This is a genomic window from Spirillospora albida (assembly GCF_000718255.1).
Classification (GTDB): domain Bacteria; phylum Actinomycetota; class Actinomycetes; order Streptosporangiales; family Streptosporangiaceae; genus Spirillospora; species Spirillospora albida.
Genome location: NZ_JOFJ01000002.1, coordinates 51912 through 70678, shown reverse-complemented (window position 1 = coordinate 70678; position 18767 = coordinate 51912). Strand labels below are relative to the sequence as shown.

The window sequence follows — 18767 nt, the reverse complement described above, 5'->3', positions numbered from 1 at the left end:
GGACTCGTCGGTGGCGGCATCAGCCCGCCGTCACGAGGGCCACTCCGGCCACGGCCACCGCCATGCCCACCTGCTGGACGACTCTCAACCGTTCGCCGTAGGTGAGCCTGGCCAGCAGGACGGTGATCGCGGGGTAGAGGGACGTGAGGACGGCGGCGAGGCTCAGCATGCCGCTGTGAACGGCCAGGAAGTAGAGCACGTTCGCGCCCGCGTCCAGGGTTCCGGACAGCAGTGCCAGGGCGATCAGGGCGCGGCCCTTGACGCGGGGGCCGCCCTGGTCGGTGCCCGGACGGGCAACGAGCGCCAGGGCCACCAGGACGACCGCCAGGTTTCCGGCGCGGGCGGCGACCAGTGGCCAGAGGCCGTTGCCGTCGCCGGCCTCCTTCAGGAGGATGAAGAAGACGCCGAAGCAGGCGCCGGAGACGCCCGCCATGACGGGGCCGGAGTCGAGCAGGCGGCGCCGGCCGGTGGGGGCGGGGGCCGTGCCGTCCGGCGCGCCTTCCTCCATGCTGACCAGGCCGATCGCGACCAGGCACAGCAGGACACCGACCATGACGAGTGCGTCCAGGCGTTCGCCGCGCATCGTGCCGACCGCGATCGGCAGGATCGCCGCCGCCAGCGCGGACACGGGGGCGACCACGCTCATCGGGCCGCGGGCCAGGGCCCGGTAGAAGGTGATCAGGCCCGTGCCGCCGGTGACGCCCGCGGCGAAACCCCAGGCCGAGCCGGCGGCGCCGGGAGTGCCGCCGATGAGCAGCGCGGCGGCCAGCACGAGGACGAGGCCGGTGGGCACGCACCAGGTCAGGGCCTTCAGCGCGGTGGAGCGCCGGGCCACCGCTCCGCCGAGGAAGTCGGCGACGCCGTAGGACAGGGCTGCGGCCAGTGCGAGGACGGTGACCATCACCGTTCGCCGATCAGCCGGCTCTGGATCCGGGCGTCCGGCGTGATCGCGCGGAGCCGGGAGGCGAGGTCGTCGCCCGCTCGGTGGAGGCGGTCGAGCGGGTACGGGGCGAGGGTCTCCATGAGGAACAGGACGTTCTCCGTCGTCTCCGTCACGCGCGTCCGGACGCACTGCCTCCAGTTCCACCGCCTGCACGTCACGCCCGTGTCGTCGCGCCAGACGACCTCGCCCGCGACGGGGTGCTCGATGGCGGGTTCGCCTCCGGCGATCACGTCGAAGGGCTCCTCGCCCGTCGCGCGGACGAGCCTCGCCGGGCCGACATAGGCGTCCAGGTCCTCGCCGCCGATGGGGAGCGCGTACTGGACGCTGACCGCGTTGTAGGCGTCCACGACCTTGTTGATGGACGGCAGCGCGTCGGCCCGGCGCAGCAGAGCCTCCACGGAGGGGCGGGTGCGCTGCGGCTTCGCGCCGAACGCCCGGTACGCCTCGCGCCATGCCTCCACGTGGGGGTCGTCGGCGTTCGCGTGGTGGCGGGCCGCCTCCGCCAGCCAGCCGGCCGAGTCGTCATCGCTCGGGCCGTTGCGGAGCCCCTCGGCGGTCATGACGAGCACGACGAAATCGGGCCGCAGCTCCCGTACGGCGTCGTCCACGGCGATCCGGTCCAGCATCCTCGCACCTCCCGATATCGGTCACTTTAATGAACCGTGCATATCATTGTACCGACCGCCGCCACTTCTTCTCGTGCCCGGCTGCTCCATCGTGGAGGTCGGTGCCGTGGGGCGCCGAGGAACCCGGGAGTTGTGGATAACTCGGGGGGCCGGCGCGGCGGCCGGTCTCGCGTGGTGGAATCGTCCGGGAGCGGGAGGTGCGGTGAGCGACCAGGATGCGATCGGGGAAGCCGTCGCGCGGACGGTCCGGGCCTTGCGCGCCGGGCACGGGTGGAGCCTGGACGAGCTGGCGGGGCGGGCCGGGGTGAGCAAGGGGGTCCTCGTCGGCCTGGAGCAAGGCCGGGGCAACCCCAACCTGGGCACGCTCATCCGGATCTCGGATGCGCTCGGCGTACCGCTCACCCGGCTGGTCCAGGTCGAGGAAGAGCCGGCGATACGCGTCTTCTCCCCCGAACGGCACGTCGTCCTGTGGCGCGGTGAGAGCGGCGGTACGGGGACACTGCTCGCGGGGAGCGACCCCCGGCCCTCACTGGAGTTGTGGGACTGGGAACTGGCTCCCGGGGAGACGCGGGAGAGCGACGCGCACGTGCCCGGGACCAAGGAGATCGTGTACGTCCAGGAGGGCACGCTGACCCTCGTCGTGGACGGAAGGACCGATGCCGTCCCCCAGGGGACCGCGGCCGTCTTCGTCGGAGACCGGCCGCACTCCTACGGCAACACGAGCGACCGGACGGTCCGGTTCGTGCTGGCCGTCCTCGACCTGTGACCGGCCGCCTCAGGACGTCAGGCGGACGGGCATGACCAGGTAGCGGAAACCGGTGTCGTCCATGGGGGAGTCTTCATCGTCCGGGACCGCGGTGAGGAGCGCGGCCTTGGTCGGGCCCGCGCATTCCAGGCGGGCGTACTCGGTGTCGACGCCGGCGAGGCCGTCCAGGAGGTACTGCGGACCGAACGCGATGTCGATGTCCTCGCCGGTGAGGTCGGCCGCGAGGCTCTCGTCGGCCCGCGCCGAGTCGCCGGACGCGGCGCGGAGGCGGACCTCACCGGCGGTGAACGAGAGCCGGATGGGCGTCCCGCGGTCGGTGACGAGCGCCGCCCGCTTGATCGCCTCGACGAACGGCGCCGTGCGGACGCGCGCGGTGGACGTCCAGGTGCCGGTCAGGCGGGACCGGTAGTTGATGTACTGCTCGTCGAGCAGGCGGCTGGTCATGCTGCGGCCGCCGCCGGACACGCCGATGAGCGTGTCGCCCGTCCCGGTGAGGTCGATCGCGACGTCGGCGTCCGGCCTGATGGCCTTGGCGGTGTCCGCCAGGGTGCGGGCGGGGACGACGACACCGGCGGTGAAGGACGCGTCGGCGGGCGTCCAGGTGAGTTCGCGGGCGGCGATGCGGTACCGGTCGGTGCAGGCGAGCCACATCGTGTCGCCCTCGATGTCGATGCGGACGCCGGTGAGCATGGGCAGCGTGTCGTCGCGGCCCGCGGCCGGCACCACCTGGGCCACGGCGGCGGCGAACACGTCGCCCGGGACCGTACCGGCGCGGGAGGGCGGCTCGGGGAGGGTGGGGTAGTCCTCCACCGGGAGGGTCAGGAGGCCGAACTCCGCGGGACCGCAGCGGACGACGACCTCGGAGCCCTTGGTGAAGACGTCCACAGGCTGTGGAGGAAGGTTCCGGACGATCTCCGCGAGGAGCCGTCCGGGCACGAGGACCCGGCCGGGGTCGGCCACCTGGGCGTCGGTGCGGGCGCGCGCGGACACCTCGTAGTCGAACCCGGCGAGGGTCAGCCCGCCGTCATCGGTCGCCTCGATGAGCATCCCGGCGAGAACGGGGAGGGCCGGACGGGCGGGCAGCGTGCGGGCCGCCCACGCCACGGCCTCGGCGAGCGGCTGCCGGTCGACGCGGAACTCCACCTTGACCTTCCTTCCATCGGTGGCGTACTCCACGCACGTTAACCCGCGCGTCCGACACTCGCGTCAGAACAGCGCCCGCTCGGTGTTCCCGCGCTCGAAGTCGAGCAGGTAGCGCTTGCGCTCCAGTCCGCCCCCGTAGCCGGTGAGGCCGCCGCCGGAGCCGACGACGCGATGGCACGGCACGACGATTCCGACCGGATTGCGCCCGTTGGCGAGGCCGACGGCGCGGGAGGCACCCGGGCTTCCCAGCTCCTTCGCCAGCTCTCCGTAGCTGACCGTCTCGCCATAGGGGATGCTCCGCAGCGCCTCCCAGACGCGACGCTGGAAGGGCGTCCCGTTCAGCTTCAGGGGAAGGTCGAACGTGGTGAGCTCCCCTGCGAAGTACGCCTTGAGCTGGGCCGCGATCGCGGCGAAGGGTTCCGCGTCCGGGTTGTCCACACGAACCCCGAACCTCTCCTCCAGCGGACGGTGCCGTTGCATCTCCATGTAGAGCCCGCTCAGGGCGCCGTCTGTGACGACCACCGTGAGGGGGCCGACGGGGCTTTCCAGGACGACATGGGTCGTCTCCATGACAGTTCCTCTCTTAGGCGGGAAGAAGGTTGATGGGGTGGTCGCCCGTGGCCCACAGGTACTGGACGGCGTAAGCCCGCCACGGCCGCCAGGCCATGGCGCGCCGGGTGAGAGCGGCCGGCGTGGACGGGAGTTCCAGCAGAGTGGCGGCGGCCCGGATGCCGAGGTCGCCGGGGATGAACGCGTCGGGGTCCCCCAGGGCACGCATCGCGATGGACTCGATCGTCCACGGGCCGAATCCGGGGAGCCGCGCCAGGCGTGCACGGGCCTCCTCCCAGTCGCTTCCCACACCGAGGTCGATCTCGCCCTCGGCCAGCGCGGCCGCGAGCGCGGTCAGGGTCGTCCGGCGGGATTTCGGGAACGCGAGCGTTTCCGGGTCGAGCCCCGCCAGGGCGGCCGGAGTCGGGAACAGGTGCGTGAGCCCGCCGGACGGATCCGAGATCGGCTCCCCGTAGGACGCGACCAGCCGCCCGGCGTGCGTGCGGGCCGCCGCGGTGGAGACCTGCTGACCGAGGACGGCACGGACGGCGAACTCCTCCGCGTCGACCGTGCGCGGGACGCGGCGTCCCGGAGCCTTGTCGACGAGCGGGGCGAGCACCGGGTCGGTGCGGAGGAGGTCGTCCACCGCCACGGGATCGGCGTCCAGATCCAGCATCCAGCGGCAGCGACTGATCGCGATGGCGAGGTCGCGGAGGTCCTTGAGGCTGAGCGTGCAGGCGACGTGGTCGGGGCCGGGGCGCAGGGTCGCGATGCCGTGCCCGTGGGGGAGCCGCAGGGTGCGGCGGAACGCGCCGTCCCTCCACTCCTCCACACCCGGCACCGCGGTGGCCGCCAGATGGCCGAACAGGTTGTCCGGACACAGAGGGGCGCGGAACGGCAGCCTCAGTGACAACACCCCGGGGACGCAGGTCGGCTGCCCCTTGGACAGGCGCTCACGCAGCCCTGTCGGCGTCATGGCGAACACTTCCCGGACGGTCTCGTTGAAGGCCCGGATGCTCGCGAATCCCGCCGCGAACGCGACGTCCCCCATGGGCAGGGTCGTCGTCTCGATGAGCAGACGCGCCGTCTGCGCGCGCTGGGCACGCGCAAGGGCGAGCGGACCGGCGCCCAGCTCCGCCTTCAACTGCCGTTCGATCTGGCGGGTGCTGTACCCGAGCCTCCGGGCGAGGCCCGGAACGCCCTCCCTGTCGACGACCCCGTCCGCCATCAGGCGCATGGCCCGCGCCACGACATCGGCCCTGTGGTTCCACTCGGGCGAGCCGGGGCTCGTGTCCGGCCGGCACCGCTTGCAGGCGCGGAAACCCGCCTGCTGCGCCGCGGCGGAGCTCGGGTAGAAGCGCATGTTGGCCGGTTTCGGCGGGACGGCCGGGCAACTGGGGCGGCAGTAGATCCCCGTGGTCACGACCCCGGTGAAGAACCAGCCGTCGAAGCGGGCGTCCTTCGACCGGACCGCCCGCACACACCGTTCGACGTCTTCATGCATGCGTCCAGCATCACCGACGCCACCACCGTTCACTAGCGGAAATCCGACATCACCCTCGCCATGACCTGCCGGCTAATCGCCCTCCCGTCCCGTCCGCCGCGAGAGTGGAGGTACCGCACGAAGGGAGAACGATATGAGCGACGTCCAGCAGAGGGTGGAGCGCTACCTCGCCATCTGGAACGAGACGGACCCGGCCGCACGCCGCGCCGCGATCGACGAGATGTGGACGCTGACCCCGGTCTACGTCGACCCCCTCGGCGTCGCCGAGGGACGGGACGCGATCGACGCGTTCGTCGGCGCCGCCCAGCAGCAGTTCCCCGGCATGGTGTTCCGCCCGTCCGGCACCGTGGACGCCCACCACAACGTGGCCCGGTTCGGGTGGGAGCTCGGACCGGAGGGCGGCGAGGCCATCGTGGTCGGATTCGACGTCGCGGTCTTCGCCGACGACGGCCGCTTCGACCGCGTCCACGGATTCCTCGACAAGGTCCCCGGCTGAGATCCCTCCCGCCGCGGACCGTCCGGACGACCTCGCCGCCCCGGCCCGCGACTCCGGCGGCCTAGGCCGCTTGGAGGCCGTCCCAAATGGGGCGGACGCCCACGCGGGACAGGCGCCAGCCCGCGGCGGTGCGCCTGGCGCGCAGGTCGTAGCGCTCGCCGAGGACGCGGCGCTCGCCCTCGCCCGCGAAGACGACGAGGAGGTTGGCCCTGATCGTCGCCTCCTCGCCGTCGATCTCGATCAGCGGGTTGGTGATGAAGTGCTGCGTCGGCACGCCGTGGTTGCGGCTCGCCTGGCGGACCAGGGCGTCGAGGCCGCGGGCCGTGCCGCCGGGGGTGCGGGCCTCGGCGTCCTCGGTGAACACGGTGCGGGCCTCGTCGAAGCGGTGCTCGTCGAGCCACAGCCCGAGGCGGGTGACGAGGTCGGTCAGTTCATGGCGGTCATCCCGCACGAGGACTCCTTTTATTGGTACGGCCAATGTTGGGATGACCAACATAACAATCATTGGCCGTCCCAACAAGTGGGTAGGCTGCCGGATGTGATGAACGCCGATGCCGCACCGCCGGCCCGCCTCGCGCGCACCCCGAGCTGGCTGATCAGCACCGCCGCCGCGCACGGGCACCGGCTGGTCACCGACGGATTCGCGGCGGCCGGCGCCCGCGGTTACCACTACCGCCTGCTCGCCGCCCTGGACGAGTACGGCCCGTCCAGCCAGGCCGACCTCGGCCGCCGCACGGGCATCGACCGCAGTGACGTCGTGGCGGCCCTGAACGAACTCGCCGCCAAGGACCTGATCGACCGCTCCCCCGACCCGGCCGACCGTCGCCGCAACGTCATCACCCTCACCCCCGCCGGAGCCCGCCACCTCAACGAGTTGGAAAACGTCCTGGCGGGCATCCAGGACGAACTCCTGGCCCCGCTCGCCCCCGCAGAGCGCGATCAGCTCATAGCCCTGCTCGCCCGCCTGGTCGACCACCACGCACGCTGACCCCGCCGCACGCGCGGTGCGCGCCCACGGCTCCAGCGCGGCATCGCTGCGGGCCTGCGCCCGGGTGGCCGTGCTCTGAGAGCGGCCCGTCGGCGAAGCCCCGATGGACGGTTCTCTCATGCGCACGCGGTTCTCCTTCGCTGGGACACCCCATACACGCGAGAGAACCGCCGCTGCTACCGCGGCCGCGTGTGAATCGCGAAGACGTTCCGCCTACTGCGCCATGTCGACGAAGCGGCTGTAGTGGCCCTGGAACGCGACCGTGACCGTCGCGGTGGGGCCGTTGCGGTGCTTCGCCACGATCAGGTCGGCCTCGCCCGCGCGCGGCGACTCCTTCTCGTAGGCGTCTTCACGGTGCAGCAGGATCACCATGTCCGCGTCCTGCTCGATAGATCCCGATTCGCGGAGATCGGACACCATGGGCTTCTTGTCCGTTCGCTGCTCCGGACCTCGGTTCAGCTGCGACAGCGCGATGACCGGGACGCCCAGCTCCTTCGCCAGGAGCTTCAGCGACCGGGAGAACTCCGACACCTCGACCTGGCGGCTCTCGACCCGCTTGCCGGAGCTCATCAGCTGCAAGTAGTCGATGATGACCAGGCGCAGATCATGCTGCTGCTTGAGCCGCCGGCACTTCGCCCGGATCTCCATCATCGACATGTTCGGCGAGTCGTCGATGAACAGCGGCGCCTCGGCGACCTCGCTCATCCTCCGGGCGAGGCGCGTCCAGTCCTCGTCCTGCATGGTGCCCGACCGCATCGCGTGCAGCGCCACCCGCGCCTCCGCCGACAGCAGCCGCATCGTGATCTCGTTGCGCCCCATCTCCAGGCTGAAGAACGCCGACGTCAACCCGTGCTTGATGGACGCCGCCCGCGCCAAGTCGAGGGCCAGCGTACTCTTCCCCATTGCCGGTCTTGCGGCAATTACCACCATTTGCCCGGGATGGAGGCCGTTGGTGAGGGCGTCCAGGTCGGCGAAGCCGGTGGGGACGCCGACCATCTGGCCGCCGCGGCTGCCGATCGCCTCGATCTCGTCCAGGGCGCCCGGCATGATCTCGCTGAGGGCGATGTAGTCCTCGCCGGAGCGCTTCTCGGCGATCGCGAAGACCTCGGCCTGGGCGCGGTCGAGGACCTCGTCGGCGTCCGCGCCGTCGGCGGCGTAGCCCATCTGGACGATGCGGGTGCCCGTCTCGACCAGTCGGCGCAGCACCGACCGCTCGCGGACGATCTTGGCGTAGTAGCCCGCGTTCGCGGCGGTGGGCACCGAGGAGATCAGCGTGTGCAGGTAGGGGGCACCGCCGATGCGGCCGATCTCGCCGTTCTTGGTGAGCTCGCCCGCGATCGTGACGGCGTCGGCGGGGTCGCCGCGGCCGTAGAGGTCGAGGATCGTGTCGTAGATGACCTGGTGCGCGGGGCGGTAGAAGTCCTGGGTGCGGAGGACCTCGACGACCTCGGCGATCGCGTCCGCGGACAGGAGCATGCCACCGAGGACGCCCTGTTCGGCGGCGATGTCGTTCGGGGGCGTGCGCTCGAACTCGTGCTCGGATGACCCGAGATCGCTCACGCTCACGTCCGCACCCCCTTCTGCTCGGCCGCCCCGTCCATCCCACGTTTACCCGAGGCGTCCGACATTCTCGCCAGGCCACGCGGGCCCCGGCAAAGTCACCTGTGGAAAACCTGTGGACAGCCTGTGCAAACACGCCGATGAGGCTGTGCATGACCTGTGGACGCCCCTGTGGATATCTCGCGGAGAGATCACCTGCCAACGACCTGACCAGCGACGACCTCATCCACCGGGTGTGCGGAAAAGAAAAACGGCCGACCGGCGACCGGTAAGGAACCAAGTGGAATTAAGGAACTTACATACTGGTACCGTGGACGCGCCATGATCGGTTCTCCCCGGAGGCGCGCGTCCGGCCACGACCGCGAGATCCTCCGCCTCGCGATCCCCGCCTTCGGCGCGCTCGTCGCGGAGCCACTGTTCCTGCTGTCCGACTCGGCGATCATCGGGCATCTCGGCACCGCGCAGCTCGGCGGCCTCGGCGTCGCCGGCCAGGCCCTCGCCACCCTGGTCTACCTGTGCGTCTTCCTCGCCTACGGGACGACGGCGGGAGTCGCGCGGCAGGTCGGCGCCGGCGATCTGCCCGCCGCGATCCGGCAGGGCATCGACGGGATGTGGCTCGCCCTCGTCATCGGCCTGGTGCTCATCGCCGCCGGATGGCCGTTCGTCTCCGGCATCGTGGACCTGTTCGGCGCGTCCGCGTCGGTGGCGCCGTTCGCCGAGACCTACCTGCGGGTGAGCCTGCTGGGCATCCCGTCCATGCTGATCGTCCTGGCCGGGACGGGCGTCCTGCGCGGCCTCCAGGACACCCGCACGCCGCTCTACGTCTCGATCGGCGGGTTCACGCTGAACCTGGTGCTCAACGTGCTGTTCGTGATCGTTCTGGACTGGGGGATCGCGGGGTCGGCATGGGGCACCGTCATCGCCCAGACGGGCAGCGCCGCCGTCTATGTCGCGGTCGTCCTGCGGGCGGCGCGGCGGCACGGGGCGCCGGTGCGGCCGGACGCCGCGGGCCTGCGCACGTCCGCGACCGCCGGGCTCGGGCTGCTGCTCCGGACGGCGGCGCTCCGCGTCGTCCTCATCGTCGGGACGTCCATCGCCGCGCGGATGGGCGACCCCGAGATCGCCGCGTACCAGGTCGGCTTCCAGATCTGGACGCTCCTCGCGTTCGCCCTGGACGCCATCGCGATCGCGGGGCAGGCCATCACCGGACGCCATCTGGGCGCGTCCGACGTCGCGGGCACGCGCGCGGTGACCCGCCGGATGGTGGTGTGGGGCATCGCCTGCGGGGTCGTGTTCGGGCTGGCGATCCTCGCGGTCCGGCCCTGGCTGCCCGCGCTGTTCACCTCGGACGAAGACGTCCGGGACCTGCTCCTCGGCTCGCTGCTGCTGATCGCGCTCCTGCAACCGGTCGCGGGTGTGGTGTTCGTCCTGGACGGAATCCTCATTGGCGCGGGGGATGGCGCCTATCTCGCGGTTACGACGCTGCTCGCGACTCTGGTCTTCCTGCCCGCGGCCCTCGCCGCCCACTGGACGGACGCCGGGCTCCTCTGGCTGTGGGCGGCGATCGGCCTGTGGATGGTGACCCGCCTGCTCACCCTCGGGCTGCGCGCGCGAGGAGATCGCTGGATGGTCACCGGCGCCGTCCGCTGAATCCCACCCGCACCCCCCGCCCCACTCGCTACTATTCGAACATGTGTTCCACGCACGGCGAGCGGATGGCCCGGCTGACGCAGGCGATCGACGACCTGGCCGCGGAGGGCCTGGCCGGACTGCCTCCGGAGATCCTCGTCGAGCGGGTGGCCGGCATCTGGTCGCTGGTGGAGGGCATCGATCCGGAGATCGCGCGCAGCCGGACGCGCTACACCACCCCGGACACATGAACCCTGGACGCACACGACCGCCGCCCCGGAATCCCGGGACGGCGGTCGTGGTGGTGCGGAGCCGTCAGGCCTCGACGACGTTGACGTCGATCGTGGCGTCGACGTCGGCGTGCAGGCGCACGCTGACCCGGTGGGTGCCGACGGTCTTGATCGGGTTCCCGATCACGATGCGGCGGCGGTCCAGGTCGGGGCCGTCGGAGGCCTTGACGGCCTCGGCGATGTCGGCGGCGGTCACCGCGCCGAAGAGGCGGCCGTTGGCGCCGGTGCGCGAGCGCAGCGTCACCTTCAGCGCCTTCAGCCGGCCGGCGACCTCCTTGGCGTGCTCGGCGGTCGCGATCTCGCGGGCCGAACGCGCCTTCTTGATGGAGTCGATCTCCTTCTCGGCGCCGCGGGTCCACTTGATCGCGAATCCGCGCGGGACGAGGTAGTTGCGGCCGTAGCCGTCGCGGACCTCGATGACGTCACCGGGCTCGCCGAGCCCGGTCACCTGCTGGGTCAGGATGAGCTTCATGATCTTTCCTCCTGCCTCAGCGCGCGGTGCTGGTGTACGGCAGCAGCGCCATCTCGCGGGCGTTCTTGATCGCCGTGGCGACGTCCCGCTGGTGCTGGGTGCAGTTGCCGGTCACGCGACGGGCACGGATCTTGCCGCGGTCGGAGATGAACTTCCGCAGCAGGCCCGTGTCCTTGTAGTCGACGTAGGAGATCTTCTCCTGGCAGAAAACGCAAACCTTCTTCTTCGGCTTGCGAGGAGGTGGCTTCGCCATCGTGGTGCTCCTTTGGGAGAGCCCCGCTGTCGCGGGAATGGACGTGATGAGTGTTGGTCTCGCGGTCAGAACGGCGGTTCGTCGGAGAACCCGCCGCCACCGCCACCGCCGCCGGTGGCCCAGGGGTCGTCGGCCGGGCCGGACTGCTGGGCGCCGCCGAAGCCGCCGCCCTGCTGACCGCCACCGCCGCCGCCACCGAAGCCGCCGCCGCCCTGCTGGGCGCCGCCCTGCTGGCCGCCGCCGAAGCCACCGCCGCCGCCCTGACGCTGCGTCTTGTTGACCTTGGCGGTCGCGCTGCGCAGGGACGGGCCGACCTCGTCGACCTCGATCTCGAAGACGGTGCGCTTCTCACCCTCGCGGGTGTCGTACGACCGCTGCTTGAGGCGTCCCTGCACGATCACCCGCATGCCGCGCTGCAGGCTCTCGGCCACGTTCTCGGCGGCCTGCCGCCAGACGTTGCAGGTCAGGAACAGCGCCTCGCCGTCCTTCCAGTCGCCGGACTGGCGGTCGAAGAACCGCGGGGTCGAGGCGATGCGGAAGGACGCGACGGCCTGGCCGCTCGGGGTGAAACGCAGATTCGGGTCCTCGACGAGGTTCCCGACGATCGTGATTACGGTGTCGCCTGCCATGGGGCTCGCTCCGGCTGCTGTGAGGGCTGAGCCTGGCTCAGTGGACCTCGGGGCGGATGACCTTGGTGCGGAGGATCGACTCGCTCAGGTTGAGCTGACGGTCCATCTCCTTGACCGTGGCGGGCTCAGCCGACAGGTCGACCACCGCGTAGATGCCTTCGGACTTCTTCTGGATGTCGTACGCCAGGCGCCGGCGGCCCCAGACGTCGACCTTCTCCACGCTGCCGCCATCGTCCTTCACGACCTTCAGGAACGGGTCGAGGGCCGCACCCGCGGTGCGCTCGTCGATGGCGGGGTCGAGGATCGCCATGAGTTCGTAACGACGCATGCTGTGTCCCTACCTCCTCTGGACTCATGCGGTCACGGTCTTTCCGTGACAGGAGGGCTTCGTGCGTCTCCCGCGGCGGCGCCGGATCCGGTTACGCCGGGGCACCGCGCCGCGAGACCGGTACAGGCTACCAAGAGTCGGCAGCGTGCACGCCGTTTCCGCGGACCGGGAGCGTTCAGCGCACCGGCCCCGGCTGGGCTCTCCGGGAGCAGCGACGCCGCTCCAGCTCGGCCATGATGTCGGCCATGCGCGCCCGCATCCGGGCGGTCTGCGTGGTCAGTATGGACAGCTCCTCGACGAGTTCCGCATCGCCGATCACCGTCAGCTCGCTGTGCCGCATTCGCCTCGCCTCCCGTACCGGCCGGGCCGACCTCGAAACCGCACCTTCTTCGAAACCGTGTTCGACTCTAGCCGGTGCCGCCGACATTTCCGCGCGTCCCCCCAGGTTGATCTCCGATCGGGACGGGAATCCCTACCGCGTGGTCCGGTCCGCGCGGACCGGCGCCCGTCCAGTTCTTCGTCGCGCGGGAGCGTGACCTCGAGGAGGAGGCTCGATGCCACAGGAGGCAGCCCGGAGCGAGCACGCGGCCGTCGGGGCGAAGGGTCAGCACACCGAGCGCCATCCGGTGGAGGACGCGCTGGCGGTGTGCGCGATCACGATCGGCGCGGCCGCCCTGGTCCTCGGCGCCATCCCGGCGACGCACTTCTTCGGCGCGATCGCGGCGGTGGCCGGCCTGCCGCTGGCGCTCTACTCGCAGATGGTGTCCGCGACGACCAACGAGCGGTGGCTGAACGTGATCGCGATGGTCGCCTCCTTCATCGGCGGCGCGTTCGCGCTCCGGCACGGCGGTTTCAGCCTCTGAGCCGGTTTCGTCGGACGGCGCGGCTAACCTCGGTGCCATGCGCATCGGAGCCCACGTCGACCAGACCGATCCCCTCGACAGCGCGCGTGCCATCGGGGCCGACGTCGTCCAGTTCTTCCTGGGCGACCCCCAGGGCTGGAAGAAGCCCGTCCTGCCGAAGGGCGTCGAGGCTCTGGCGGGGTCGGGCGTGGACGTCTACATTCACGCGCCCTACACGATCAATGTCGCGACCTCCAACAACAGGATCCGGATCCCGAGCCGGAAGAACCTGACGCAGCAGCTGGAGGCGGCCGCGTCCATCGGCGCCAAGGCGCTGATCGTGCACGGCGGGCACGTGCTGAAGGACGACGACCCGGAGGCCGGGTTCGAGAACTGGCGCAAGGTGTTCGAGCGGGTCGAGTGCCCCATCCCCGTCCTCATCGAGAACACCGCCGGCGGCGGCAACGCGATGGCGCGCAAGTTCGACCGGATCGCCCGGCTCTGGGAGGTCCTCTCCACGGTGGAGGGGTTGGAGTCCAAGCTCGGTTTCTGCCTCGACACCTGCCATGCCCACGCGGCCGGCGAGGAGCTCATCGACGCCGTCGACCGGATCAAGGCCATAACCGGCCGCATCGATCTCGTCCACTGCAACGACAGCCGGGACGCGTTCGGGTCGGGCGCCGACCGGCACGCGAACCTCGGCAGCGGCACCATCGACCCCGAACTCATCCTGACCGTGGTCAGGGCGGCCGGAGCGCCGGTCGTGGTGGAGACGCCGGGCGCCGGGCAGGCCGACGACATCGCCTGGCTGCGCGCGAACCTGGACTGATCGGGCCCTCTTCACGGAGGCCGGGAACCGTCCCGGACGGACCGGCATCTAACCCGGCGAAGGAACCGGCATGACGACATCAGTCCGAAGGTCACCTCACACTGGCATAATCCGGAATCCAGCCTCAGCGCACGCGCGATCTCTCCGGCGGGCGCGCGAACCGATCGGGAACTTCATGGCATACGACCCTTACGGGTACGGGTCGCAGGACCCCTACGCCCAGTCCTCCTACCCGCAGCAGCAGCCCGCGGTCCAGCACCACTACTACGGGCCGTCCGCCGCCGCGGTCGCGCCGACCAACGGCATGGCGACGGCGTCGATGGTGCTCGGGCTCATCGGTTTCTTCGCGTGCGGTGTGACGTCCGTCTTGGCGATCATCTTCGGGCATGTCGCGCAGAGCCAGATCAAGCGGACCGGTGAGGGCGGGTCGGGCATGGCCGTGACCGGTCTCGTCCTCGGCTACATCGTCTCCGTCGGCTGGATCGTGTTCTGGATCTTCTACATCGGACTGTGGGCCGCGATCGTCGGCGGCGGAGCCGCCACCAGCAGCACCTACTGACCGCCGGGCCGCCCGCCACCCCCACGCCGCGCACGGCGTGGGGGTCTTCGTGCGTCCGGCCTCAGGTGACGGGGACGGCGGTGTGCCGGCGTCCCCTGAACCGGCGCAGCGACACCACGTCGCCGGCGCCGTCCAGGACACCGCCGGACGGGTCGTCCACGCCGTCCGAGCGCACCGGATCCCCGGACGGCCGCAGGATGTCCACGACGACCAGTGCCGCCAGCAGGAACACGGTGCAGAAGCGCGCCCCCAGCGCGAGGTGGTAGACGCCGTCCTGGATACCGGCGTCCGGGACGTCGAGCCGTGCGAGGGACGAGAGCGTCTCCGAGAGGTCCGCGCCTCCGTAGCCGCTGGACACCGACAGCAGGAACCACCAGATGCCGAAGAAGTAGACGATCTCCCCGACCTGCCAGACGACGAACGCGGGGAGCTTGGGCCGGGCCAGGACGGCCAGGGGCAGCAGCCAGAGGACGTACTGCGGCGACCACACCTTGTTCGGCAGCATGAATGCGACGAGGACGAGGAACATCAGCTGCGCCAGGCGCGGACGCCGCGGCGCGGTGAGCGCGAGGACGGCGATGCCCGCCGCGAGGACGAGGAACGTCCCGGTGCCGAGCATGTTGAGCTCGCTCGTGTCGTTCACGCCGTCCAGCCCGTGCTCGCGCAGGTAGAAGAAGACCGACCCCCAGTCCACCCCGCGCTCCTGGCTGAACCGGTAGAACTCCTTCCACCCTTCCCAGGCGAACAGCATCACGGGTCCGTTGACGAGCAGCCACGCGCCGGCCGTCCCGGCGAGCATCCGGCCCATCGCGCGCCACTGACCGGCGCGGACGCAGAGCAGCACGAGCGGCCCGAGGAACAGCAGCGGGTAGAACTTCGCGGCGATCGCGAGGCCGAGGAGCACGCCGGCGAGGAGGGGGAGCCGCTTCGACCAGGCGGCGAGGGCGAGCGCCGACAGCGCGACCGCCAGCATGTCCCAGTTGATGTAGGCGGTGAGGAGGAGCGCCGGGGACAGCGCGACCATCAGGCCGGTGCGCAGCGACCGGCGTCCCGCCGTGTACGCGGTCGCGAGGACGGCCGCGATCGCGAGGACGGCGAGCAGCACCACCGTGAGGTTGTAGAACGCCATGCCCCGCGCGTCCTGCTCGAACGGGCGGACGAGCCAGGCGGCCAGCTGCATGAAGCCGCCGCTCAGCACGGGGTACTCCACGTAGTGGATGTCCTCGCCGGCGAACGAGTCGAAGTACGGCACCTTGCCGTCGTTCAGTCCCCGCACGTAGTACAGCGGGTAGATGTCGGTGTAGCAGGCCCGGGTCGTCGTCCTGATGAAGTCGAACCCCGCGGACGCGCACGGGCGCTTCTGCATCCACCCGAGGAGGCACACCAGGGCGGTGACCCCCGTGAGCACCGGCACGAGGCGGATGAACCGGCCGTTCCCGCCCGGGTCCGGCCGGTCGCCGTCCGCCGCGGTCCCGCCGGGCATTCCGAGCCTTCCAGAAGACGACGCCATGGAGATCAGACTATTGGCCTCCGACGATCATGCGGTCGGTCCGGCGGACGGAAAGACCCGGGAGGCGGCGGCCCCCCGGGTCTTCCGGCCGGTCAGTAGCCCTGACCGATGTTCGTCTGCGGCTCGTTCGGCTCCTCCGGCGTCGTCCGGCAGGCCGGATAGGCCGGGTGCGTCCGGCACCACCACTTCGGCGGCGGGTCGCTCGGCGGGATGTTCGGGTTGCAGCCGACCGGCATGCCGAGCTGGTTGCACGGCTGGTCGGCCGGCGGCGACGGGCTCGGGCTCGTGGACGGGGACGGGCTCTGCGTCTGGCATCCCTGACCCGGCTGGTTGCCGTTCCCGTTCCCCGGGCCGTTGCCGTTGCCGTTGCCGGGCTGGCAGCTCGGGCTCGGCGTCACGGTCGGCGTCTCCGTCGGCTTGGGCGTCGGCGTCGGCGCCGCCCACGGCGCGATCTGGCCGACGTTGCCGGGCGGGCCGAACTGCGAGATCGGCTTGCCGTCGTGCGCGTACGTCATGAACGTCTTGAACAGGTCGGCGGGGACCGTACCACCGTAGATCTGGTTGTAGCCGCCGACACCGACCAGCGACAGCCGGTTGCGGTTCTTGTCCTCGCGCCACATCGCGACGGACGTCGAGTACTCCGGCGTGTAACCGACGAACCAGGCGGCCTTGTTCTCTTCGGTCGTACCCGTCTTGCCCGCGACCGGACGGACACCGAGGCTGGCCCGCGTACCGGTACCGGACGTGACGACGGCCCGCATGGCGGCCGTCGCGTCACGCGCGACCGCCTCGGAGAAGACCTCCTTGGGGGTGTCCCAAGGGAGCTTCTTCAGCGGCTTGCCCTCAGCGTTGGTGACGACGCTGCCGTCCTTCTTCGTCACCTTGGCGATGACGTGGGCCTGGCGGTACTTGCCCTCGGCGGCGAACGCCGAGTAGACGGAAGCCATCGTGGTCGGGCTGGTGTCGATGACGCCGAGGGGGAGCGAAGTGACCTGCTTGAGGCCGGACGTGCCCTCGGAGATCCCCAACTTCTTCGCCATCTCGATGACGTTCTTCAGCCCCACCTTCTGGCCGAGCTCGACGTACGCCGTGTTGATCGACATCGCCGTCATCTGCTTCAGGTTGTAGACGCCGTTCTCCGACCGGCTGTCATTGGTGAACGTCGCCCCGCCGATCGTCCGCTTGTAACTGCCGTCCATGGGCGTCCGCAGGCTGATGCCCTGGTCGAGCGCCGTGGCGAGGACGATCGGCTTGAAGGACGACCCGGGCTGCACCTTCGCGTCGAACGAGTCGTCGAACTGCTGCTTGCTGTACCCGGGTCCGCCGTAGGCCGCGGCGACGCCGCCGGTCTTCGGGTCGACCACGCTCAGCCCGAAGTGGATCTCCTTGCCCAGGTTGTACTTCTGCCGCATCTGCTTGACGGAGTAGGCGGTGTAGTCCTGAAGGTCCTTGCGGAACGTCGTCTGGATCTTCAGGCCACCGGTCTCGATCATCTGCTCGGTGATGCCGAGGGACTTCAGCTCGTCCATGACGCGGTCCTTGAGGTACCCCGTCTGGCTGTTGTCCTTGACGTCGCTCCAGGTCTTCTGCGTCGCCGGGAACTTCGCCGCCGCGCGCTGGCCCGAGTCGAGCCATTTCTCCTCGACCATGCCGTCGAGGACGTAGTTCCAGCGCTCGATCAGCGCCTTCTTCGGCGGGTTGCTGTCGTCGCCCTGCGTCACGAAGTAGGTGGGCCGCTGGATCATCGCGGCCAGCATCGCCGCCTCGGACAGGTTCAGCTTGTCGACGGTCTTGTGGAAGTAGGCGCGGGACGCGGCCTGTATCCCATACGACGAACGGCCGAAGTAGATGGTGTTCAGGTAGAGCTCGAGGATGACGTCCTTATCCACGTCGTTCCCCAGCCGGATGGAGATGAGGATCTCCTTGAACTTCCGGCTGACCGTTCGGTCCTGGCTGAGACCCTGGTAGTAGTTTCGGGCCATCTGCTGGGTGATGGTGGAGCCGCCCTGGACGTCTCCGCCGGTCATCGTCTTGAACAGTGCGCGGGCGATGCCCTTGGTGGAGATGCCGGAGTTCTCCTCGAAGTCCCGGTCCTCCGCTGCAAGCACGGCTTTCCGGACGAACAACGGAATCTGCGCCAGCTTGACTTCCTCGCGGTGCATGCCGATGCGGGCGAGGGGCTTCCCGTCCGCATAGGTGATGACCGACTCCTGCCGGAGGGCGTCCTGCTGCGCCTTCGTCGGCACCGGCGTGTTGGCGTACGCCACGACGACGAGCGTCACAAATCCGAGCAGCAGGACGGTGCAGACGGCGACAACGATCTTCCAGTTCGGGACGTACCGCCGCCAGCCGGTCTTCTCGGGCTCGTCGGAGCGCTTGCCGCGCCGCCCGCCGATACCGCCCGGACCACCGGGACCTCCCGGGCCGCCGGGGCCGCGTGAACCACCCGAGCCGCCCGGACCACCGGGCCCGCGCCCGCCCGGACCTGCGGGGCCGCCGGGGCCGGAGCGCATGGCACCGGGTGTACCGGGGGCACCGGCACGGCGCCGGCCGCCGGGCGCACCGGCGGGCGCGCCCGTGCGGGCGGGAACGCCGCGTCCGGTCGGCCGGCCGTTGCCGTTGCCGGGACGCGGGCCGCGTCCCGGCGTCGGGGGAGCCCCGCGCTGGGCACCGGCGGGCGCGCCGGAAGCACCGGGGCGGGACGGGCCTCGCCGGCCGGGACTGTCTCCGTAATCCGGTCCGTATCGGCTTGGGTTACTCACGCGACCTCATCAACTGGGGTACGGCTGTGCGTCGTCTGAGAGTACTGCGCGCCCGGAGGAGCCGGGGTCCGCTGGGAAATGACCCCGGT

22 protein-coding genes are annotated in these 18767 nt (G+C 70.7%); 8 read left to right on the top strand and 14 right to left on the bottom strand.

Annotated features, from left to right (window positions below; translation table 11 throughout):
• Window positions 1-19: 19 nt before the first annotated feature.
• On the bottom strand, window positions 20-901 hold the full coding sequence (locus IE99_RS0102825; protein WP_030163364.1) for an EamA family transporter: 882 nt from the start codon (window positions 899-901) through the stop codon (window positions 20-22).
• Window positions 901-1569, bottom strand: a complete 669-nt coding sequence (locus tag IE99_RS0102820; RefSeq protein ID WP_030163363.1) for a B3/B4 domain-containing protein — start codon at window positions 1567-1569, stop codon at window positions 901-903. Before IE99_RS0102820 ends, IE99_RS0102825 begins: the two co-directional genes overlap by 1 nt.
• Before the next feature lie 202 nt (window positions 1570-1771).
• Between IE99_RS0102820 and IE99_RS0102815 the strand changes: the two genes are divergently transcribed.
• On the top strand, window positions 1772-2335 hold the full coding sequence (locus IE99_RS0102815) for a helix-turn-helix domain-containing protein (RefSeq protein WP_030163360.1): 564 nt from the start codon (window positions 1772-1774) through the stop codon (window positions 2333-2335).
• A 9-nt stretch (window positions 2336-2344) separates the two neighbouring features.
• Here the strand turns inward: IE99_RS0102815 and dnaN are convergent, their stop codons facing one another.
• The 3 genes from dnaN to IE99_RS0102800 form a co-directional block, all read right to left on the bottom strand.
• The gene (gene dnaN, locus IE99_RS0102810) at window positions 2345-3478 is read right to left on the bottom strand and encodes a DNA polymerase III subunit beta (protein WP_030163358.1); all 1134 of its coding nucleotides are present in this window, start codon (window positions 3476-3478) and stop codon (window positions 2345-2347) included.
• Between the two features lie 63 nt (window positions 3479-3541).
• Window positions 3542-4048, bottom strand: a complete 507-nt coding sequence (locus tag IE99_RS0102805; protein ID WP_030163356.1) for a methylated-DNA--[protein]-cysteine S-methyltransferase — start codon at window positions 4046-4048, stop codon at window positions 3542-3544.
• A gap of 13 nt (window positions 4049-4061) precedes the next feature.
• Window positions 4062-5531 (bottom strand): AlkA N-terminal domain-containing protein, encoded by a 1470-nt coding sequence (locus IE99_RS0102800; protein ID WP_030163353.1) that lies wholly within the window; start codon window positions 5529-5531, stop codon window positions 4062-4064.
• A 133-nt stretch (window positions 5532-5664) separates the two neighbouring features.
• Here IE99_RS0102800 and IE99_RS0102795 point away from each other — a divergent pair, with 133 nt between their 5' ends.
• The gene (locus IE99_RS0102795) at window positions 5665-6027 is read left to right on the top strand and encodes a nuclear transport factor 2 family protein (protein WP_030163351.1); all 363 of its coding nucleotides are present in this window, start codon (window positions 5665-5667) and stop codon (window positions 6025-6027) included.
• Window positions 6028-6088: 61 nt separating this feature from the next.
• On the opposite strand, the gene IE99_RS0102790 is transcribed toward IE99_RS0102795, so the two are convergent.
• The gene (locus IE99_RS0102790) at window positions 6089-6478 is read right to left on the bottom strand and encodes a nuclear transport factor 2 family protein (RefSeq protein WP_169744382.1); all 390 of its coding nucleotides are present in this window, start codon (window positions 6476-6478) and stop codon (window positions 6089-6091) included.
• Between the two features lie 90 nt (window positions 6479-6568).
• Between IE99_RS0102790 and IE99_RS0102785 the strand changes: the two genes are divergently transcribed.
• On the top strand, window positions 6569-7015 hold the full coding sequence (locus IE99_RS0102785; protein WP_030163347.1) for a MarR family winged helix-turn-helix transcriptional regulator: 447 nt from the start codon (window positions 6569-6571) through the stop codon (window positions 7013-7015).
• Window positions 7016-7228: 213 nt separating this feature from the next.
• Here IE99_RS0102785 and dnaB read toward each other — a convergent pair whose 3' ends face one another.
• Window positions 7229-8581 carry a replicative DNA helicase gene (gene dnaB / locus IE99_RS0102780; protein WP_030163345.1) on the bottom strand — a complete coding sequence of 451 codons (1353 nt, stop codon included), beginning with the start codon at window positions 8579-8581 and terminating at the stop codon, window positions 7229-7231.
• Between the two features lie 315 nt (window positions 8582-8896).
• Here dnaB and IE99_RS0102775 point away from each other — a divergent pair, with 315 nt between their 5' ends.
• Window positions 8897-10225: an MATE family efflux transporter gene (locus tag IE99_RS0102775; protein WP_030163343.1), complete on the top strand. Its 1329-nt coding sequence runs from the start codon at window positions 8897-8899 to the stop codon at window positions 10223-10225.
• 41 nt (window positions 10226-10266) lie between these two features.
• Complete coding sequence (locus tag IE99_RS30005; RefSeq protein ID WP_051711882.1) at window positions 10267-10455, top strand: hypothetical protein; 189 nt, start codon at window positions 10267-10269, stop codon at window positions 10453-10455.
• A 64-nt stretch (window positions 10456-10519) separates the two neighbouring features.
• Here IE99_RS30005 and rplI read toward each other — a convergent pair whose 3' ends face one another.
• The 5 genes from rplI to IE99_RS32330 all read right to left on the bottom strand — a co-directional run bounded on the left by rplI (window position 10520) and on the right by IE99_RS32330 (window position 12516).
• On the bottom strand, window positions 10520-10966 hold the full coding sequence (rplI, locus tag IE99_RS0102765) for a 50S ribosomal protein L9 (RefSeq protein WP_030163341.1): 447 nt from the start codon (window positions 10964-10966) through the stop codon (window positions 10520-10522).
• 16 nt (window positions 10967-10982) lie between these two features.
• Window positions 10983-11219 (bottom strand): 30S ribosomal protein S18, encoded by a 237-nt coding sequence (gene rpsR, locus IE99_RS0102760; protein ID WP_019631633.1) that lies wholly within the window; start codon window positions 11217-11219, stop codon window positions 10983-10985.
• A gap of 65 nt (window positions 11220-11284) precedes the next feature.
• Window positions 11285-11848, bottom strand: a complete 564-nt coding sequence (locus IE99_RS0102755) for a single-stranded DNA-binding protein (RefSeq protein WP_030163337.1) — start codon at window positions 11846-11848, stop codon at window positions 11285-11287.
• A gap of 37 nt (window positions 11849-11885) precedes the next feature.
• On the bottom strand, window positions 11886-12176 hold the full coding sequence (gene rpsF / locus IE99_RS0102750; RefSeq protein ID WP_030163334.1) for a 30S ribosomal protein S6: 291 nt from the start codon (window positions 12174-12176) through the stop codon (window positions 11886-11888).
• A 175-nt stretch (window positions 12177-12351) separates the two neighbouring features.
• Entirely contained in the window at window positions 12352-12516 is a 165-nt protein-coding gene (locus tag IE99_RS32330) for a hypothetical protein (RefSeq protein WP_169744381.1), read from the bottom strand.
• Window positions 12517-12730: 214 nt separating this feature from the next.
• Here IE99_RS32330 and IE99_RS0102740 point away from each other — a divergent pair, with 214 nt between their 5' ends.
• The 3 genes from IE99_RS0102740 to IE99_RS0102730 all read left to right on the top strand — a co-directional run bounded on the left by IE99_RS0102740 (window position 12731) and on the right by IE99_RS0102730 (window position 14406).
• Window positions 12731-13039 carry a hypothetical protein gene (locus tag IE99_RS0102740; protein ID WP_051711880.1) on the top strand — a complete coding sequence of 103 codons (309 nt, stop codon included), beginning with the start codon at window positions 12731-12733 and terminating at the stop codon, window positions 13037-13039.
• A gap of 37 nt (window positions 13040-13076) precedes the next feature.
• A complete protein-coding gene (locus IE99_RS0102735; RefSeq protein WP_030163330.1) occupies window positions 13077-13847 on the top strand; it encodes a deoxyribonuclease IV in 771 nt (256 codons plus the stop codon).
• A gap of 175 nt (window positions 13848-14022) precedes the next feature.
• Window positions 14023-14406 carry a DUF4190 domain-containing protein gene (locus tag IE99_RS0102730; protein ID WP_030163329.1) on the top strand — a complete coding sequence of 128 codons (384 nt, stop codon included), beginning with the start codon at window positions 14023-14025 and terminating at the stop codon, window positions 14404-14406.
• Between the two features lie 61 nt (window positions 14407-14467).
• Here the strand turns inward: IE99_RS0102730 and IE99_RS0102725 are convergent, their stop codons facing one another.
• Together IE99_RS0102725 and IE99_RS28750 are read right to left on the bottom strand one after the other, a co-directional pair.
• Window positions 14468-15916, bottom strand: coding sequence for a glycosyltransferase family 87 protein (locus IE99_RS0102725; protein ID WP_245623031.1), 1449 nt, complete (start codon window positions 15914-15916; stop codon window positions 14468-14470).
• A gap of 92 nt (window positions 15917-16008) precedes the next feature.
• A complete protein-coding gene (locus IE99_RS28750) occupies window positions 16009-18429 on the bottom strand; it encodes a transglycosylase domain-containing protein (RefSeq protein ID WP_084219241.1) in 2421 nt (806 codons plus the stop codon).
• Window positions 18430-18767: the final 338 nt, after the last annotated feature.